The organism is Lactobacillus sp. PV034 (assembly GCF_014522305.1).
Taxonomy (GTDB): Bacteria; Bacillota; Bacilli; order Lactobacillales; family Lactobacillaceae; genus Lactobacillus.
The window spans coordinates 768,402-788,261 of record NZ_CP041982.1 but is presented as its reverse complement, the minus strand read 5'-3'; the positions used below and the strand labels follow the sequence as shown (position 1 = coordinate 788,261).

At 33.8% G+C, this 19,860-nt stretch carries 18 protein-coding genes; 13 read left to right on the top strand and 5 right to left on the bottom strand.

Annotated features, from left to right (window positions below; all coding sequences use genetic code 11):
* Window positions 1-794: 794 nt before the first annotated feature.
* Window positions 795-1,937 (top strand): non-hydrolyzing UDP-N-acetylglucosamine 2-epimerase, encoded by a 1,143-nt coding sequence (wecB, locus tag FP432_RS03995; protein ID WP_265489561.1) that lies wholly within the window; start codon window positions 795-797, stop codon window positions 1,935-1,937.
* Between the two features lie 23 nt (window positions 1,938-1,960).
* Here wecB and FP432_RS03990 read toward each other — a convergent pair whose 3' ends face one another.
* Complete coding sequence (locus FP432_RS03990) at window positions 1,961-2,482, bottom strand: GtrA family protein (RefSeq protein ID WP_265489560.1); 522 nt, start codon at window positions 2,480-2,482, stop codon at window positions 1,961-1,963.
* A complete protein-coding gene (locus FP432_RS03985; RefSeq protein ID WP_265489559.1) occupies window positions 2,475-2,921 on the bottom strand; it encodes a flavodoxin domain-containing protein in 447 nt (148 codons plus the stop codon). Before FP432_RS03985 ends, FP432_RS03990 begins: the two co-directional genes overlap by 8 nt.
* A 156-nt stretch (window positions 2,922-3,077) precedes the next feature.
* Between FP432_RS03985 and map the strand changes: the two genes are divergently transcribed.
* From map to FP432_RS03950, 7 genes are all read left to right on the top strand, one after another.
* Window positions 3,078-3,905 (top strand): type I methionyl aminopeptidase, encoded by an 828-nt coding sequence (gene map / locus FP432_RS03980; protein WP_265489558.1) that lies wholly within the window; start codon window positions 3,078-3,080, stop codon window positions 3,903-3,905.
* 6 nt (window positions 3,906-3,911) lie between these two features.
* Window positions 3,912-4,829 (top strand): YihY/virulence factor BrkB family protein, encoded by a 918-nt coding sequence (locus FP432_RS03975; RefSeq protein WP_265489557.1) that lies wholly within the window; start codon window positions 3,912-3,914, stop codon window positions 4,827-4,829.
* Between the two features lie 61 nt (window positions 4,830-4,890).
* The gene (gene galU, locus FP432_RS03970; protein WP_265489556.1) at window positions 4,891-5,790 is read left to right on the top strand and encodes a UTP--glucose-1-phosphate uridylyltransferase GalU; all 900 of its coding nucleotides are present in this window, start codon (window positions 4,891-4,893) and stop codon (window positions 5,788-5,790) included.
* A 436-nt stretch (window positions 5,791-6,226) separates the two neighbouring features.
* On the top strand, window positions 6,227-7,180 hold the full coding sequence (locus FP432_RS03965) for an alpha/beta hydrolase (RefSeq protein WP_265489555.1): 954 nt from the start codon (window positions 6,227-6,229) through the stop codon (window positions 7,178-7,180).
* Window positions 7,181-7,296: 116 nt separating this feature from the next.
* Window positions 7,297-8,460 carry a thiolase family protein gene (locus tag FP432_RS03960; RefSeq protein WP_265489554.1) on the top strand — a complete coding sequence of 388 codons (1,164 nt, stop codon included), beginning with the start codon at window positions 7,297-7,299 and terminating at the stop codon, window positions 8,458-8,460.
* Window positions 8,460-9,665: a hydroxymethylglutaryl-CoA reductase, degradative gene (locus FP432_RS03955; protein WP_265489553.1), complete on the top strand. Its 1,206-nt coding sequence runs from the start codon at window positions 8,460-8,462 to the stop codon at window positions 9,663-9,665. Before FP432_RS03960 ends, FP432_RS03955 begins: the two co-directional genes overlap by 1 nt.
* Complete coding sequence (locus tag FP432_RS03950; protein ID WP_265489552.1) at window positions 9,665-10,828, top strand: hydroxymethylglutaryl-CoA synthase; 1,164 nt, start codon at window positions 9,665-9,667, stop codon at window positions 10,826-10,828. Before FP432_RS03955 ends, FP432_RS03950 begins: the two co-directional genes overlap by 1 nt.
* 305 nt (window positions 10,829-11,133) lie before the next feature.
* Here the strand turns inward: FP432_RS03950 and rlmD are convergent, their stop codons facing one another.
* On the bottom strand, window positions 11,134-12,507 hold the full coding sequence (gene rlmD / locus FP432_RS03945; RefSeq protein ID WP_265489551.1) for a 23S rRNA (uracil(1939)-C(5))-methyltransferase RlmD: 1,374 nt from the start codon (window positions 12,505-12,507) through the stop codon (window positions 11,134-11,136).
* 110 nt (window positions 12,508-12,617) lie between these two features.
* Between rlmD and recX the strand changes: the two genes are divergently transcribed.
* The 3 genes from recX to FP432_RS03930 are packed head-to-tail and all read left to right on the top strand — an operon-like array spanning window position 12,618 to window position 14,520.
* Window positions 12,618-13,433: a recombination regulator RecX gene (gene recX, locus FP432_RS03940; RefSeq protein WP_265489550.1), complete on the top strand. Its 816-nt coding sequence runs from the start codon at window positions 12,618-12,620 to the stop codon at window positions 13,431-13,433.
* A 33-nt stretch (window positions 13,434-13,466) separates the two neighbouring features.
* Window positions 13,467-14,069, top strand: a complete 603-nt coding sequence (locus tag FP432_RS03935) for a DUF402 domain-containing protein (protein ID WP_265489549.1) — start codon at window positions 13,467-13,469, stop codon at window positions 14,067-14,069.
* Entirely contained in the window at window positions 14,029-14,520 is a 492-nt protein-coding gene (locus FP432_RS03930; protein ID WP_265489548.1) for a hypothetical protein, read from the top strand. The genes FP432_RS03935 and FP432_RS03930 overlap by 41 nt, the downstream gene beginning before the upstream one ends.
* Before the next feature lie 3 nt (window positions 14,521-14,523).
* Here FP432_RS03930 and FP432_RS03925 read toward each other — a convergent pair whose 3' ends face one another.
* The gene (locus FP432_RS03925; protein ID WP_265489547.1) at window positions 14,524-14,985 is read right to left on the bottom strand and encodes a hypothetical protein; all 462 of its coding nucleotides are present in this window, start codon (window positions 14,983-14,985) and stop codon (window positions 14,524-14,526) included.
* 112 nt (window positions 14,986-15,097) lie between these two features.
* Between FP432_RS03925 and FP432_RS03920 the strand changes: the two genes are divergently transcribed.
* Together FP432_RS03920 and FP432_RS03915 are read left to right on the top strand one after the other, a co-directional pair.
* Window positions 15,098-15,967, top strand: coding sequence for a hemolysin family protein (locus tag FP432_RS03920; RefSeq protein ID WP_265489546.1), 870 nt, complete (start codon window positions 15,098-15,100; stop codon window positions 15,965-15,967).
* Entirely contained in the window at window positions 15,967-17,535 is a 1,569-nt protein-coding gene (locus tag FP432_RS03915; protein ID WP_265489545.1) for a peptide chain release factor 3, read from the top strand. Before FP432_RS03920 ends, FP432_RS03915 begins: the two co-directional genes overlap by 1 nt.
* Before the next feature lie 65 nt (window positions 17,536-17,600).
* On the opposite strand, the gene FP432_RS03910 is transcribed toward FP432_RS03915, so the two are convergent.
* On the bottom strand, window positions 17,601-19,760 hold the full coding sequence (locus tag FP432_RS03910; protein ID WP_265489544.1) for an ATP-dependent Clp protease ATP-binding subunit: 2,160 nt from the start codon (window positions 19,758-19,760) through the stop codon (window positions 17,601-17,603).
* Window positions 19,761-19,860 lie beyond the last annotated feature (100 nt).

Below are 19,860 nucleotides of genomic sequence, written 5' to 3'. Positions count from 1 at the left end.
TAATCAGACTAATTTTCTTATCATTGAGAGAAATAAGATAGTTTATAAAAGCAATTATGAAAATTGTACCTAATAAAGAAGTAGACGAGTTGAGAACAGAAAAACATATTTTTTTAGTTATTAATTTCTTTGATTTTATTACTAGGCGAAAGCAAATTAAATATATTACAAAAAGAATAAAAAATGAGGAACTATACAACCATGCTTCCAAATTGAATCTTAAGGTCCACAATAGTCCACCTATTGAAATAATTATCCCTACAATTGATCCAAAAACTATCCACTTTATGATATTACTGTATTTTTTAAAATTCATAATATTTTTTCCTTTCTTCTTATAGATATTATTTCTACTAATAATTTTAAGAATAAAGATACTCAATCTATGGATTAATTTTTTATTTTTTTGAAGTGATGCACAGATGATGCACAAATTAGCCATAAACCTTGATATAGCACCCCGTATTATTCTCACGGGGGTCATAATTATCGAAGCTTTTATAATTCTAACCATGGTTTAGAAAGTACTAAGTAAATTAGATATATTGTAATAAACAAACAGATAACTCCCATTATTACAAGGCAATAACGCATTCTTTTCGAATAAAAGTTATTTAAGCTAAAAACTAAAAGAAAAATAGTAATGATAATCATTAAACCAGTTAAAAGTAAAATCCAATCCATGATAATTCCTTTCTTTAAAATAAAGTGATTTGCAATTAATATTTATATTTCACTAGTACAAAAACCGTTTACTTTAAGGTATAGTAGAAGTAATTATTGGGAGGTATTTTATGAAGAAGATCAAAGTAATGACTGTTTTTGGAACACGTCCAGAAGCAATCAAGATGGCGCCTTTAGTTTTAAAGTTAAAAAAAGATGATCGATTTGATGAAGTAACGGTTGTTACCGCACAACATCGTGAAATGTTAGATCAAGTTTTGGATATCTTCAAAATCAAACCTGATTATGATTTTAACATTATGCATAAGAATCAAACTTTAGGTGATATTACGGCAAAAGTCCTTTTAGATATGGGAAAGGTAATTAAAAAAGAGACTCCCAATATTGTTCTAGTCCATGGCGATACGACAACTAGCTTTGCCGCTGGGTTAGCTACATTTTATGAACAAACTACATTGGGTCACGTTGAGGCTGGACTGCGTACTTGGAATAAATATTCCCCATTTCCTGAGGAAATGAATCGTCAAATGACTGATGACCTGACAGATCTTTATTTTGCCCCAACTGCATTGAGTAAGGCAAACTTAATTACTGAAAATCATCCAGCTGATAATATTTTTATTACTGGAAATACTGCAATTGATGCACTTCAACAAACAGTTCAAAAAGATTATCATCATGATGTTTTGGATGAAATAAAACCTGGTAATCGTGTTATCTTGGTAACTATGCACCGTCGGGAAAATCAAGGTGAACCAATGAGACGGGTCTTTAAAGTAATGAAACAAGTCGTTGATTCACATGATGATGTTGAAATAATTTATCCAGTTCACTTATCTCCTAGGGTTCAAGAAGTGGCTAAAGAAGTTTTAGGTGGAGACCCACGGATCCATTTGATTGACCCCCTTGATGTTGTAGATTTTCATAATTTAGCTAAGCGCTCTTTCTTCATTATGACAGATTCAGGTGGTGTTCAAGAAGAAGCCCCATCTTTGGGTAAACCGGTCTTGGTCTTACGTGATACCACTGAAAGACCAGAGGGAGTTAAAGCAGGAACCTTAAAATTAGTGGGAACTCAAGAAGATCAGGTGAAGCAAGAAATGATTCGCTTGTTAGAAGATCAATCTGCTTATGAAGAAATGGCTAATGCTAAGAATCCATATGGAGATGGTCATGCTGCTGATCGCATCATGGATGCTATTGCATATTATTTTGCAAAAGATAAGAACGAACGTCCAATAGATTTTAAGTAAAAAAAGTCATAAGTAGTTTTTAACTACTTATGACTTTTTTGGAATGTTGAATTTGTCATTTTTTTAAAAACTGTTGCAACTTTACTACTTGATTCTAAGAAAATTGATTTAGTTGCAAAGTAATTAAAGAGCCCTACGCCTACTTGATCTATTGTTTTTACAAAGATAGTATTCCAATGTAAACAAGACAATCCAATAAACATAATTAAGTTATCTGGGATTAAACTAAGAATTCTATATAAGAAAAAAAGGCTTAATTGATAAATTACTCCATGGGTAGGATTTTTCTTTTCAGTAAATACACCATGTTTATTAAAAGAAAAAGATGACAAGGTTGACACAAAAAAAGCTAAAATATTAGCCCAAAACCATGGAATTTTTAACCAATTATGAAATATTGCAAAGGCAATAATATTAATTAGGGAAGCAAGAAAACCAAAAATCGTATAGATATAAAAATCACGATGTCGAGCAACTAATCGATTGCCTAGTACTCGAATTTGGCTTTTAGTGATTGGCTTTTGCTTAGTCAATTTTCTAGTCATTAAATGAGCCAGCCATTTCTTTTGCTGCTTGGTCAATTAATAAGATATCGGCATCATCAACAGCGTTTTCTATTGTAACTGGCTTAGCTACTTCAACTGCACCAATTTTGTTAAATGCCTTTTCAAAATCATAGACATTTTCACAATAGTGGTCTTTATATGATTTGTCTCCTGAACCCATAACTGCAAATTTTTTATTGGTTAAATTTAATTCAAGTAGTTGATCGTAGAAATCCTTTAGTTCATCAGTCATCACACCTTCACCATAAGTATAAGTAACTACAATACATAAATCTGCATCTTCAAATGCGCTAGCATCAGCAAAACTAATATCTGTGCTTTCAACATCAAAGCCAAAATCTTCTAAGTTTTCGCCAAGAATTTCTGCCATGTCTTCATTATTTCCAGTCATACTTGCAAATACTATTTGAGCTTTCATATATTATCGAACTTCTTTCAAGAATAATTATCTTTTATTATACTAGATACTAAGCGCAGATGAGTAAAGAGATAAAGAAAAAGTTTTAAAAAAGCTTTATAATAGAATTGTATTTATTTGAAATTTAATTAATTAATTTTATAAGGAGAAACTATTTTGATTACTATAAAATCTAAACGTGAACTTCAAGGTATGCAAAGATCTGGTCGCCTTTTAGCATCAATGTTTGAAGGCTTGCGTGATGTAATTAAGCCAGGTATTTCAACTTGGGAAATTGAAGAATTTGCTCAAGACTTTATGAAAAAACATGGTGGTCGTTTATCTGAACAAGGCTTTGAAGGATATAAATATGGAACTTGTGTTAGTGTAAATGACGAAATTGCTCATGCTATTCCTCGTAAGGATAAAATCCTTAAAGAAGGGGACTTAGTTAAAGTTGATGTGACTTGCAATTTGGATGGTTATGAAACTGATTCATGTACTACTTATGCCGTAGGAAAAATTTCTGAAGAAGACCAAAAGTTAATGGATGTCACTAAAAAAGCAATGTATATGGGGATTGACCAAGCTGTGGTCGGTAACCGCATTGGTGACATTGGTAGTGTCATTCAAAAATACGTTGAAGATGATAATGGCTTTGGTGATGTTCGTGAGTTAGTCGGTCATGGCATTCAACCAACTATTCATGAAGATCCAGAAGTACCTCACTTTGGCAAGGCTGGTCATGGCTTACGTCTACGCGAAGGAATGACTATTACTGTTGAACCAATGGTTGAAGCTGGTGGTGATTGGAGAATTAAACAAACCACTGTTAGTGATCCTAATGATGATTGGGTTTACTATGCAACTCCTGATGGTTCAAAATCTGCTCAATTTGAACATACTTTTGCTATTACCAAAGATGGTCCTAAAATTTTAACTTTACAAAAGCCATATGATGGTTATGAAAAATATCTTCCTCATTTTGATGAAGATGAAGACTAATTATTAATGAATACGAGTAATGTCAGTAAAAAGATAAAACTTTATTTTAACGAATTGGTCAAGACGATTTCACAAGGTGAAATCAATCAGCATTCAATCATTATTGCTTATTATGCGCTGTTTAGCATTTTCCCAATAATTATTATTGTGGGAAATATTTTACCCTTGTTTAAAATTGATACTCGCCCAATTGCAGATTATTTATCATTAATTTTTCCTGCCCAAGTATCTAAATTAGTAATACCGATTATTACCACCCTTCTTAAACAACATTCAAGTGGTTTTATTTCTTTCGGTATTATTGTTTCTATTTGGTCCTTTTCTGGATTAACTAATTCGATTAGGTTAGCAATGAATAAGATTTATGGAGTAGATCAGAAAGAAAAGCAACGTGCGTGGTGGTATACTTTCTTTGCGCGCACGGTGACTTTTCTGGTTACGGTTCTACTGGTCCTTTCTTTTTCAGGAGTAATGTTTGTTTTTGCATTTGGGCGCCAGATAATGGAATTTTTAGTGCCAGTTTTTGGTTTTTCATTAGCATGGGTCTATAAGATTGAGAGCTATAAATGGCCCTTGATTATTTTAATGATTGTCATAGTTGTTTTATATGTGAATCTTGTTTTACCAAATATTGATACTGCTAAAAGAAGGATTTGGCCGGGAGTCTGGGTAACAACGATCTCGTGGTTAGGATTATCATATGGGTTTGGTTGGTATTTGCGTAATTTTGGAATTCGTTGGCAAAACTATGGCATTATTGGGTCGTTCATCGTATTTATGTTTTGGCTAAATTTGGGAGCTTTGCTATTACTTTTTGGAGTTTGCATAAATGCAGCTAGTGATCAGTTAAAATATGGCGAAACTAAGTATAGTACCAGTAGTTTAATTTCTTTTTATAAAAGACGACGAGATAGCTCGCACTAAAGAGAATTTTAGTAGTATAATTATTTTGATTAAGAACTAACTTATTGAGGAGAATATAAGTATGAAAGTCAGAAAGGCAGTTATACCTGCAGCCGGATTGGGTACAAGATTTTTACCAGCAACTAAGGCAATGCCAAAAGAAATGTTGCCAATTGTAGATAAGCCTACTATTCAATTTATTGTTGAGGAAGCAAAAAAATCGGGTATTGAAGATATTTTAATTGTTACAGGTAAATCAAAACGTGCAATCGAAGACCATTTTGATTCTAATCCAGAACTAGAAGCTGACCTTGAAGAAAAACATAAAGATAAACTTCTTCAATTGACACAATCAATTACTGAATTGGGAGTTAACCTTTATTATACTCGTCAACCACATCCTGCTGGATTAGGTGATGCAATCTATCGGGCACGCAGTTTTGTTGGTGATGAGCCATTTGTTGTAATGCTTGGTGATGACCTAATGGATGACAAAAAACCATTAAGTCAACAATTAATTGAACGTTACAATAAAACACATGCTTCAACAATTGCCGTTATGAAAGTCCCTCATGAGGAAGTTTCAAAATATGGTGTTATTGATCCTGCAGGTGAAATTGAATCAGGATTATATAACGTTGAATCTTTTGTAGAAAAGCCAGCAGTTGAGGATGCTCCTAGTGATTTAGCTATTATTGGACGTTACTTATTAACACCAGAAATTTTTGATATTTTAGAAAATCAAAAGCCTGGTCGTGGTGGTGAAATTCAATTGACAGATGCGATTGATACCATGAATAAGACTCAGCGAGTATTCGCACATGAATTTAAAGGTGCAAGACATGATGTTGGTAATAAAGAAGGGTATTTAGAAACTGCCATCCAGTATGGTCTTACTCACCCAGAAACAAAAGATGCTTTAAGAGAATACATCATTAATTTAGGGGCAAAACTTGCTAATGAAGATAAGTCTTCAAAATAATTAAATAGAATAATAAAGGGTCGAGGGACTAATATGCTCCTCGACCTTTTATTTTAGATAAATACGATTTTGGTGATTATCAATTTGAAAGCCATAAATATTATTATCTTCACTTAATAAATGGACAGTTAAAGGAATATTTTTTTGCTTAATTTTACCAAGCATTTTTGCAAGGTCTCCTAAAGTTTTGGCAGTTCCATTTTTACAAATTAATTCGCAGCTATTAGCAGTCAAATTGATTTTTCGAATAGGAAAAGCTTTTTGCATTTGCTTAGATTTATAAAATAAATAAAGATTTTTATCTAAATCTTGAGATAATTGAAAAAAATTAGTTAAAAGCATGATATACTAGTGGATATTAGTTAGATAGTCTAATTAATTTTGTAATTATTGTTGATTTAATTTTACTTTAAATGATTAAGGATCGAAATATAAAATGTTCAAACAACATAAAAAATTATGGATTTGGATTGCTTCAGTGTTAGGAGTATTAGTAATTGCCTTTGCTGGAGCAGGATATTATTTTTATAATGTAGCTATTGTTCCAGGACAGAAAAGTTTTCTAAGTAAGAAGCATGCCTTAAAGAAGAGTGATCCTCTTTACAAACAAACCAAATGGTATAACGATAGTAAAAAAGAGCGCTGGTATTTAACTTCTACTGATGATAATTTAAAATTAGATGCTAATTATATTCCTGCAGCGCATAAAACAAATAAAACCGTCATAATCTTGCATGGATATATGAATAATAAAGACACTATGGGACCTTATGCTGCTATGTTTCATGAGCTTGGCTACAACACTTTATTACCGGATGCACGTGGGCATGGTCAGAGTCAGGGAAATTATGTTGGTTATGGTTGGCGTGAAAAAGGCGATGTGAGGAAATGGGCCAAGAAAGTTATTGCACATAACGGGAAGAATAGCCAAATTGCCATTTTTGGAGTAAGTATGGGTGGAGCCACGACGATGATGACAAGTGGACAAAAAATGCCCTCACAAGTAAAAGCATATATTGAAGATTGTGGTTATACTAATGCTAAAACTGAGATTGAACATGAAGCTCAAACTATCTATCATATGCCAGGGTTTCCACGTTTTCCTTTGGTTGAAATTTTAAGTGGTTATACAAAGTTAAACGCTGGATATTTTTTAAATGATGCTGATAGCTTGAAGCAACTCAAGCAAAATCATTCACCGATGTTCTTCATTCATGGTAGCAAAGATAATTTTGTTCCAACTAAAATGGTGTATGCCAATTATCATGCTAGTCGAGGACCAAAAGAATTATGGCTTGTACCTGGGGCCAGTCATGCGAAATCATTTGCAACTCATCCACGTGAGTATGAACAAAAAGTAAGGCAATTTTTAGATAAATATATGGCATAAAAGAGTGTGAAAGACACTCTTTTTTCTTTAAATTTTATTAAATTTCTACTTTTTATAAATAAATTAGTTATCATTTTTATGTAGTATACAAAATTTGGGAGAAATGGATAATATTTATGGAAGAAATATATCTTATTGGAGCACAGAGAACTCCATTTGGTCGTTATCGTGGATTTTTTAAGGATCAAAGCGCAATTGATTTAGGAAAAATCGCTTTAAATGGTTTGATCGAGAAAACTGGAATTGCTAAGGATAAGATTGATAGTGTCTTAATTGGAAATGTTTTAAGCGCTGGCTTAGGACAAAATGTTGCGCGTCAAATTGCTTTGGGCGCTGGCTTACCTGAATCAGTAGTTGCCACAGTAGTTGATGATGTTTGTGGCTCAAGTTTAAAAGCTTTGCGTTTTGCCCAAGGACAAATGGCTTTAGGAGATTTTGGAGTAGCCGTAGTCGGTGGAGCTGAAAGTATGACGAATGCTCCTTTAGTATTACCAAAGTCTGAAAAGAAGGCAGAAAATCCTAATTTTAAAGATACACTTCAAATTGATGGAATTGGGGATGCTTATTCACAAAAGCCAATGGGATTAACCGCAGAAAATGTTGCTGACCGTTATCATGTAACACGTAAAGAGATGGATGAATTTTCTTTAAATTCTCATCAAAAAGCTGCTAAAGCAATAGAAGATGATTGGTTTAAAGATGAAATTATTCCTGTCACTATTAATGGTAAAACCTTGGATCATGATGAATCAGTTAGACCAGAAACTACAATGGAAGCTTTAGGAGGCTTAAAGCCTGTTTTCAAAGAAGATGGACGTGCAACTGCAGGTAATTCATCTCCTCTTAATGATGGTGCAAGCATGTTGCTAGTGGCCACAAAAGAAAAGGTGGAAGAATTAAACTTAAAGCCAATTGCTGTAATTAGTAATTTTGCTGAAATTGGTTGTGATCCAGCATATATGGGATATGCGCCATATTTTGCTATTGAAAAGCTGTTAGACAAAACTGGTACGACTGTTGATGATTTTGATCTATTTGAAATTAATGAAGCATTTGCTGCCCAAGCTGTACCAGTAGCTAGAGATTTAAAGATCCCTGCAAATAAGTTAAATATTGCTGGTGGCGCAATTAGTTTGGGACATCCCTTAGGTGCAACTGGTGCTAGATTAATTGGTGGGATTGTAAATAGTCTTAAGCAAATTGATAAAAGACATGGAATTGTTTCCTTGTGTATTGGTGGTGGACAAGGAATAGCATATGAAATTAGGCGACTTGATTAATGAAATTCTATAAATTATCACCAGAGAAGCGACGAGCTTTATTAAAGCAGCAAGGGATAGACTTAAGCCCTATTAGTCCTGCACAATTAACTGCAATGGATAATCTTAGTGAAAATGTTGTTGGAAGCATATGTTTACCACTGGGAATTGTGGAAAAGTTGTTAGTTAATGGAAAAGAATATATGGTTCCGATGGCTACTGAGGAACCATCAGTAATTGCTGCGGCAAATCATGGTAGTAAAATTTTTGCTAGACATGGTGGAGTAAAAGTTAAAAATCAGCGTAAAGGAATTTATGGTCAAATTGTTTTACAAGTAAATAAGACTTTTAAACTAAAAAGCATAAAAGATAAAATCCCTAACTTAATTGACGTAGCTAATCATCAATTTACTAGCTTAATTAATCATGGTGGTGGAGTAAAAAAAATTACGATCCGCCAAGAAAAGCAATTAGTTTATTTAAAAGTACTAGTAGATCCAGCACAAGCCATGGGGGCAAATAAGACGAATGCTATCTTAGAATTCTTAGCTAATCTTTTAGTAGATTTTGATGGTGTTGAGGAAAAGCTTTTTGCTATTTTGTCAAATTATCCTAGCCAACTAGCTACAGGTAGAGTTTCTTTACCAGTAAATAGTTTAGGAGGGAAAGAAGTTGCAGCAAAAATTGCATTATTGAGCCAAATTGGAATAGAAGACCCCTATCGTGGTGCGACTAATAATAAGGGCATTATGAATGGGGTAGATGCAGTTTTGATTGCAACGGGTAATGATTTTCGTGCTGTTGAAGCTGCCGCAGCAGTATTAGCAGGAGAAAATGGTTACCATAGCTTAAGTAGTTGGAAGTTAGAAGAAGATAGCTTGGTGGGGCAACTTACTCTGCCGATGCCGATTGGCGTTGTGGGAGGCTCTATTTCAGCTCGCTCAGATATTCAAGATGCCTATCAAATTTTAGGTGATGTTGATAGTGAAACTTTAGCATCAATTATTGTTGGGATTGGTTTAGCGAATAATTTAGCGGCCCTATTAGCAATTTCTACTGCAGGTATTCAAGCAGGTCATATGCGACTTCAAGCAAGAAATATGGTTGCTACATTAGAAACGACTGCTGAAAATAAAGAACTTATTTTAAAGCAAATGCGTAAAGATAAAAAGTATACTTTAGAGTATGCAAAAGAATTGTTGAAAAAATTACAGGAGAAAAAATAATGCAAGTTGGTATTGATAAAATTGGTTTTTATACCCCAAATAAGTATGTGGATATGATAGATTTAGCCAATGCCCGTAATCAAGATCCAAATAAATTTTTAATTGGAATTGGTCAAGAAAAGATGACAGTAGCTGATGAAACTCAGGATGCAGTTTCAATGGGAATTAATGCTACTTTAGATTTTGTAGATGAAATTGATAAAGATAAAGTAGGCTTAATGATTTTTGGAACTGAATCAAGTGTTGATCAATCAAAGTCAGCTTCATTGTTTGTTAAAACTGCGCTTAATTTACGTCCAGAAGTTAGAACTTTTGAAGTAAAAGAAGCATGTTTTGGTCTAACAGCTGCTTTAATGATGGCAACAGATTTTGTTAGATTACACCCTGAACAAACTGCCATTGTTATCGGAAGTGATATTGCACGTTATGGCTTAAATACTGGCGGAGAAGTTACACAAGGAGCAGGTAGTATTAGTATGCTAGTTAAAGCTGATCCAAGTATTCTCGCCTTAAATGAAGGTCACAGTGCATATAGTGACGATATTAATGATTTCTGGCGTCCAAATAATTCTAAAACTGCTATGGTTGATGGAAAGTACTCAACTCAAGTTTATTTAGATTTCTTTACCAAGACATTTGAAGACTATAAAAAACAGAAAAATCTTAAAACTGAAGATTTTGATGCTTTAATTTACCACTTGCCTTTTACAAAAATGGGACTTAAGGCTAATCGTTTAGCAATTGCGGATGAATCAGAAGTAGTGAGTGAAAAGTTGAGTAAGACTTTTGAAGCAAGTAAAAAATTGAGTGTTAATGTGGGAAACGTCTACACTGCATCACTTTATTTAAGTCTATTAAGTTTATTACAGAATGGAGAATTAGCTCCTAATGATTTAATTGGACTATTTTCATATGGTTCTGGTGCAATGGCTGAATTCTTTACTGGTAACGTAGTTGAAGGATTTAAGCAACAATTACATCCAGATAAGGTACAAGCTAGATTAGATGCTAGAACTAAGTTAACTATTCCAGAGTATGAGACTATTTTTACTCAATCTTTGGCAGATCCAGTAGAAGGTAAAGAGTTAAGTAGTGATGAACAAGCAGGAGTATGGTATTTTGCTGGTGTAAAGAATGGGGTTAGATTATATAAACAAAAATAAATTCAAGTATTAAAGCCTATAATGTCATATATTTGAATTTGCTGTTAAACCTCCTATACTAAGGAAGTGGAAGAGGTAAAAATTTTATTCAATTAAAGATTTTATCTCCAATTTGTAGAATTTAACCTAGATTCTCTACTATATAACAAACCAAATAATCATTATCCTTACTAATAAAAGTATGTGGCAATGTTACAATATGATGCTTAAGAACATCACATGTGAAAACTAGATGTTTACCTCCTCCAAAAGAATAAGCAGGTTGCAATGAGCAACCTGCTTATTTATTTTTGTAAATTATAATTTTATTTGCGTAATGTTAATTTGGTGATACCTTCCCAACGGGGAGTTTGTGGCATCATATCAACTGGTTTAATTACGCGAACATCGTAAGCTTCACTTAAAAGTACAAGATCTTTAGCTAATGTTGAAGGATTACATGAGATATAGACAAAAGTTTTGGGTTTTACTTCTAACAAAGTTTTAATTAGCTTTTTGTTAAGCCCAGTGCGAGGTGGATCAACAATCAAAGCATCAATTGGAACACCTTGTTTTTTCAAATCTGGTAAAACTTTTTCAACGTTACCTTGAACGTATTCGGCATTACGAACATGATTTAAGTGGCAGTTTTCTTGAGCATCTTCCACAGCTTCAGGAATTGATTCGATACCAATAACTTGGCGAACTTGATCGCTTGCTAGAATTCCTAATGTCCCAACTCCTGAATAGGCATCAATTAAAGTTTGCTCAGGTGTTAAATCTAAGAGCTTTAATGCCTCACTGTATAAAATAATAGTTTGCGCTGGATTTAACTGGAAGAAAGCACGAGGCGAAAGCTTGAATTTTTTATCCAAGATAGATTCGGTAATATGTGATTTTCCTAATAACTTAGTTGTTTTATTACCCCATACTTGTGGATTTTGCCACTGAGTTTCGTTTTGGAAAACAGAAACTACATTAGGTAATTTCATGATTTCTTGAGCTAATTTCTTGAGTCCTGGAATATGTTTGCCGATGGTAATTAAAGTAACTTGAATTTCATGACTGCTTTGCGATTCGCGGACGACGACTGTCTTTATTCCATCTAAATGCCGACGATAATCAGCGATATGGAGATGAAGTTTATCAATTAAGTGTTTGATTGCACGTTCAGTCTTTTGAGTTGCTTTTGATTGAGTTGGCATTGTTGGTAGATCAATCAAGTGATGAGAATTTGGTGCATAAAGTCCGAGGCGGGTTTTATGTTTATAAGTTTCTATTTGATACTGGGCTTTATTGCGATAATGCCATTGATCAGGAGCAGCTAAAGTTTTTTTAACTTTAATTTTATTGTAATTACGGGGATGATATTTACGTAAAGCATCAAGGATTAAGTGTTGTTTAAATTCAAGCTGCTGAGCATAAGCTAAATTGGCTAATTCGAGACCACCAGTAGCAGGATTAACATCTTTTGGAAAAGGTACGCGATGAGGAGATCTTTCTTTGACACGAATCAATTCTCCTTCTAAATAATGGGGATGTGAGTTGGTTATTTTAGCAACAACCACTTCACCAGGAAGAGCTCCTGGAATAAAAATTATTTTCTTTTTATAATATCCGATACCTTCGCCATTAATTCCTAGACGCTTAATAGTAATGATAATATCTTTTTCTGATTTATTTTTTGTAAATTTAGTCAAAATTTTATCTCCATTTCTTTTCCATTAGAAAAAGTGTCACAATTATCATATAAGGTATTTAATCTGTAGACAAGTAATCAAGATAATTTAAAATGAATTAAGGGGAATATATGACAATTATTACCAAAGTAACGTCTCAAAAACGTAAGGGGCGCTATAATATTTTTATTGATAATGAATATGCATTTAGCGTCAGTGAAAAAATTCTTACACAATTTAGATTATTAAAAGGAACAGAGTTAACTTCAGAAAAAATTGCTCAAATAAAAGAAGCCGAGGCTGATAGTAAGGCGACTGAATTGGCCCTGAATTATTTAAGTTATCAGCCGCGCACGATTGCGGAAGTAAAGCAATATCTAAAAGACAAAGAAATAAGTGAGGAAACTAGTGAAAGCGCAATTGCTGATTTAGAGGACTTAGGTTATTTAGATGATAGCGCCTTTGCTAAACTCTTTATAAAAAATAATCTTAGAATAGGAAAAGATGGACAGAATTCAATTAGAAATAAATTGCTACGTAAGGGTGTGGATGAAAATATAATTGAAGATAGTCTATTTGAGATAAATGATGAAGATTGGATTAAATCTGGACTGAGACTAATTCACTCCCTAATTCATCAGCAAGGTAAGCTTGCTAGCAAAGAAATAGAGCGTAAGGCTAAAAATAAGCTTTTAAGTCATGGCTTTTCAAATGAGTTAATTGCCAATATTATCAGTGAACTTGACTTGCAAAATGACGCAGAAGAACAAATAGAGGCCTTAAAAAAGCAGGGGGCAAAAGTCTATCGTCGTTATCGAAATGAGGATTCTTTTACGCGCCAGCAAAAGGTGAAAAGATACCTATATCAGCACGGCTTTTCAAGTAGTGAAATAGATTCATTTTTAAAAGGCGAGTTAGTAGACCTTTCAGAAATAGATGAGGCTTGATTTGCTGTATAATACGTGTGAGAGGTGAGAAAATTGGCAATGCCAAATGAAGGCGACTATATTGCCATTGAATCTTACAAGCATAATGGAAAGCTTCACCGTAAGTGGCGTGACACAATGGTCGTGAAAACTGAAAAAAATATTATTATCGGTGTCAATGATAAGACCCTAATTACTGAGAGTGATGGCCGAAGATGGGTAAGTAGAGAACCAGCGATTGTTTATTTTCATAAAAAGTTTTGGTTTAATGTTATCGTGATGCTACGATCTGATGGGGTAGCATATTATTGTAACCTTGCTAGTCCCTTTGTGATAGATCGAGAGGCCTTAAAATATATTGATTATGATTTAGATGTAAAGGTATTTCCTGACGGAGAAAAACGTCTTTTAGATGTAGATGAATATGCTTTAAACAAAAAGCGTTGGCATTATGGAAATAAAATCGATACTATTTTACATGGTTCTACAATTGAATTATTGCAATGGATTGATCAGAAAAAGGGACCATTTGCACCAGATTTTGTTAAAATTTGGTATAACAGATATATTGATTTAAAGCCTGATACTAAAAATAATAACTTTAAGGGGAAAGAAAATGGAAAAAAAGAAACTTTCAGAAATGAATTTTATCGGTAAGGTGTTTTTGCCTGCGCAAATTGATAACAATAAGAGCTTCGCTCAACAAGTACAAGAAACCGAGAACGATCCAGTCTTTAAAAAGTTTTTAGAAAAAAATGGTTTTACCAATCAGCGTGCAAGTTTAGTAGTATTTGCACCAGAAACTTTTATGTTCTGGTACGGAATTGTAACTGAAAAAAAGCTTAAGCAATTACCTAAACAATTGAATCATTTTATGTTACCTGCAGCTGAAGGTGCTGAAATTGATACTGAAAATATGAACATGGGTTTCTTTAGTCAACCATTGAATTTTGTAATTCCAACATTTTTAGATAAATTAGCTCAAAGTGATGTAGTATTTCACGAAAATCCAGGTGATAGTAAGTATCCTTATCTATTAACGACCCTTAATTTGAGTACAAAAAAACTGGCCCAAACATTATATCTGGATTCCAGTTTGCAAAAGTAATTTTTATTTTTGTTGAGGATCAATAGAAAGATTATCGTATTCAACATAAGCTCCAATGCAGGTCGAGATAAGCATAATGAGGAAGACCCAGCCAATTGAAGTACCAATAATAATGGATTGAGGTAAGATTAAACGAATAAATATTGTTGCAAGTAAGCATAAAAAGAAATCAAGAATTAAGTTGCTAATCAAAAGTAATTTTCTTCTTTTTATACTAAAGAGACGCAAGAATTGCTTAAAAAGTTTTTCATCAACTTCATCAGATAGTAAGTCTAAGGGACGTTGAATAGTGGCCTTTATTGCAAACATGATTAAGGCACCAATAACGGCGCCAATGATTGTTCGTCCCCAGTCTGCTGCATGGCGAACTAATGCATTGTAAGCAATGCCGATTAATCCTAAGCTACATAGATAAGGGATCAAGAGTAAAAATGTAAAAACTAGATAAATTCGTTCTTTTTTCATATACTGAACCTCATTTCTTGATTTACATTTTATCATATTAATTGACTATGATATAATGACCTTCATTCTTAAGGTTGGATTATATTTATTAATGAAAGCGTAGGTTAACTCTATGAGTAAAGATGCTCCGGCGAGTGATTTATTCAGTAAATTTAAAGCTAAATTTCACCGAGAAGAAAAAATTGAACCGGCTGAAAAGATAAGAACAGATTTAACAAGACTTTATAAAAATAATGAAATTACTGAAAGAGAATTCTCAATGATGGAAGGAATAGTTGACTTTCAATCAACTATTGCCCGTGAAGTGATGGTTCCACGAACAGATGCTTTTATGATCAATATTCAAGATGATTTAAAAGAAAATCTTGAAGAAATTTTGCGTCAACCATATTCTCGCGTTCCTGTTTATGATGGGGAAAAAGATAAGATTGTAGGTATAATTCATATCAGAACAATTTTACGAGTTGCTTGGCAAAAAGGCTTTGATCGGATTACTTATCATGATGTAATTTCTACACCACTTTATGCCTCAGAATTGACCGAAATCAGTGAATTATTAACAGAAATGCAGGAAACGCAGCGCCAAATTGCAATTTTAACTGATGAATATGGTGGTGTTGTTGGCTTAGTTACAATTGAAGATTTGATTGAGGAAATTGTCGGAGATATCGATGATGAGGTCGATCAAGCTGAAGTTCTTTATAAGGAATTAACACCATTTAAATATATTGTTTATGGGAAAATGACTTTGGCTGAATTTAATGATAAATTTAAGACAGATTTACAAATGGAAGATGTCGATACAATTGCAGGCTATTTAATCACTAAACTGGGAGTGATACCTGCAAAAGGTGAAAAATTAAGTGTCACCCTTGATAATGGTATTACCCTAACTACGAGACGGATGAAAGGGTCAAGAATTTTAACTCTCTTGGTGACCATCCCTGAAAAAAATATAAAAGAGGAAGCTAATAAAAAGTAATGAGTAATTTAACTGATAAAGTAAAAAAAAGAAGAACCTTTGCGATTATCTCTCACCCAGATGCTGGTAAAACTACTATAACTGAGCAAATGTTGTTATTTGGTGGAGTTATTCGAAATGCGGGTACAGTAAAGGCCAGAAAAACAGGCCATTATGCTACTAGTGACTGGATGGATATTGAAAAAAAGCGTGGTATTTCAGTAACAAGTTCAGTAATGCAATTTGAGTATCAAGGTAAGCGTATTAATATTTTGGATACTCCTGGGCACCAAGACTTTTCTGAAGATACTTATCGTACATTAATGGCTGTTGATGCGGCAGTTATGGTTATTGATTCGGCTAAGGGTATCGAGCCTCAAACTAAAAAGCTTTTTAAGGTTGTTAAGCAGCGTGGTATCCCAATTTTTACTTTTATGAATAAGTTAGATCGTGATGGGCGAGAACCATTAGATTTAATTGCAGAGCTGGAAGATTTACTGGGTATCGAAGGTGTAGCAATGAATTGGCCAATTGGAATGGGTAAACAATTAAAAGGGCTTTATGATATTGCTAACAATCGTGTTGAACTTTACCGCAAGGATGGAGAAGATCGTTTTATTCCTTTAAATGACCAGGGGAAATTAGCTGAGGATACTGAGTTAGCCCAAGATGGTCTATATCAAAATACTTTGGATGATATTGAGCTCTTAAGAGAAGCTGGGAATCAATTTGATGAAGAAAAAGTGCTTAAAGGTGATCAAACTCCTGTTTTCTTTGGATCAGCATTAACTAATTTTGGAGTAGAGACATTTTTAGATAGCTTTGTAAAACTTGCTCCAGCTCCTGAAAGTCATATTGTTAATGGTGATCAAGTTCTTAAGCCTGATACCCCTGAATTTTCTGGTTTTGTCTTTAAGATTCAGGCTAATATGAATCCACAACACCGTGATCGAATTGCTTTTGTTAGAATTGGTAGTGGTGAATTTAAAAAGGGCATCGATGTAAACTTAGCGCGTACCGGGAAGCCAGTCCGACTAAATAATGCAACCGAGTTTATGTCTAGTGAACGTGTTCAAGTTTCAGAAGCTGTTGCGGGGGATATTGTTGGTTTATACGATACTGGTAACTTCCAAATTGGTGATAGTATTTATGCTGGCAAAGATAAAATAGAATATCCAGAATTGCCCCAATTTACTCCTGAAATTTTTATGCGAGTAACCCCTAAGAATGTCATGAAACAAAAATCATTCCATAAAGGAATGACTCAGTTAGTTCAAGAAGGAGCAATTCAGTTATATCGTGGCTGGAGTACAGATGATTACATCTTAGGTGCAGTAGGACAATTACAATTTGAAGTTTTTGCCTACCGGATGAAGAATGAATATAATTCTGAAGTTGAACTTCATACTTTGGGTAATCGTGTGGCACGCTGGATTGAACCGGATCAGTTGGATCCTAAGATGTCTTCTTCAAGAAACTTGTTAGTCAAAGATAAAAATGAAGAACCATTATTCTTATTTGAAAATGCTTTTGCAGAAAGATGGTTCAAAGATAAATATCCAGATGTTAAATTAACTTCTAGACTATAACAAAAAGAGGAAAGAATAAATTTTATTCTTTCCTCTTTTTTGATTTTTTATTTAACTAACTTGTTTTAATTATTTGAAATTACGATTTGATCATCTACTAAGTCAGCAATTAGATCTTTAGCCTCTGTGTGATCCAAAGTATAATCAGCAACCTTGTCTTCAATTTCTTCTTGAATAGTTCGACGCAGTGGACGAGCACCCATGGCAGGATTATATCCTGCTTCTACTAATTTTTCTTTGGCTACATCAGTTACTTGAATGTGTAGGCCATGATCTTTAACCATTTCATTAGTATTAGCAAGCATTAAATCAACAATTTTAATTAATTCTGGCTTTTCTAATGGGTTAAATTCTACAATGTCATCTAAACGGTTTAAGAATTCAGGCTTGAAGTATTGACCTAATACCCGTTTAAATTGTTCTTCTTTAGTATTTTCAGCTGCAAATCCAACAGAAGCTTCCTTAATGCCCTGACCAGCGTTAGACGTCATGATAATAATTGTGTCTTTAAAGGAAACTGTTCTTCCTTGAGAATCTGTTAAGCGACCATCATCAAGAATTTGTAAGAAAAGATGAAGGACATCTGGATGAGCTTTTTCAATTTCATCAAATAGGATCAAACTATAAGGATTATGACGAACTTGTTCGGTTAATTGACCAGCTTCTTCATAACCTACGTAGCCTGGAGCAGAACCAATTAATTTAGAAACAGAGTAGGGTTCCATGTATTCGCTCATATCAAAGCGAATCATTGCATCAGCTGAACCGAAGATTTGCTGTGCCAACTGTTTAGCCAATTCAGTTTTACCAACACCAGTTGGACCGACAAATAAGAATGAACCAATTGGACGACCTGATTTATTAAAACCAACTCGGTTACGACGGATAGCACGTGAAACCGTAGCTACTGCATCATTTTGTCCAATAACCTTAGTTTGTAAATCGTCTTCTAAGTTTTTCAATTGGTTCTTTTCTTGTTTTTGTAAGTCTCCAACAGGGATATTGGTCTTTTCTTCCACAATCTTGTTCATGATTTTTTTTGTGATTGTTGGAATTTTGTCAGGATCAACTTTTTGATCTTTTAATTTTTCATATTTTTCAACTTGATCACGGTAATAAGCAGCTTTTTCATAGTCTTCATTTTGTGAAGCTTGTTCTTTGAGATCTTTAGCTGCTGTTAAGCGTTCTTCAATTTTTGCACTATCAACGTATGGAATTGTTAAATTCATGCGAGAACCTGCTTCATCAAGCAGATCAATTGCTTTATCTGGCAAAAAGCGATCTTGAATATAACGAGAAGATAAGTTTACTGCGGCTTCGATGGAGTCATCAGTATATTTTACATGGTGGTAATCTTCATAACGTTTTCTAATTCCTTGAAGAATTTTAATAGTTTCTTTTAAGGAAGGCTCTTTGACATCAACAGGTTGGAAGCGGCGTGCTAAGGCAGAATCTTTTTCGATATTACGATATTCTTTAATTGTGGTTGCGCCAATTAATTGAAGTTCTCCACGAGCAAGAGCTGGTTTAATAATATTGCCTGCATCCATTCCACCTTCGGCATTCCCCGCACCAATGATTTCATGAATTTCGTCAATGAAAAGAATTACATCTGTTTGTTCTTCAAGTTCATTAATTAATTTTTGCATTCTTTGTTCAAACTGACCGCGCACGCCGGTACCTTGAACCATTGAAACCATATTAAGTGAAATAATTCGCTTATTTTGTAGTTTTTCTGGCACGGAACCATCAACGATTTGTTGCGCTAAGCCTTCTACAACAGCTGTTTTACCAACTCCTGCTTCACCGATTAAAACAGGGTTGTTCTTGGTACGTCTGTTTAAAATTTCGATTACACGAGCAATCTCTTTATCACGTCCGATGACTGGATCGATTTTGCCTTTTTTTGCTAGGTCGGTTAAATCAGTACCAAATTGACTTAAAATGGAATTATTACGGTTTTGATTATTTCTAGGTGTACGACCATTTCCCTGATTTATTGGACCATTTTGATTATTATTTTGAGTAGAATTTTGACCATTTAAGGCACTAAATAAGTCATCAAAATCACTAAAAAATTCATTATCCATATTTTGTATTTTTCCTTGTTCTTGTCTTAATTGTTGATAACAGTAGTCACATAAAGAAAATTCACGGTCTTGTCCATCAATTCGAGTATGAAGATGGATAGATGCCGGTCTTTGTTGACAATTTTCACAAAGCATAGATATCATCCTCCTATCTCAAGGATTTTAATTTTAGCACTTGGTTGCACTAAGTGCTAACTTGTCTATATCATACTTGCTTTACTTACTAAATGCAAGT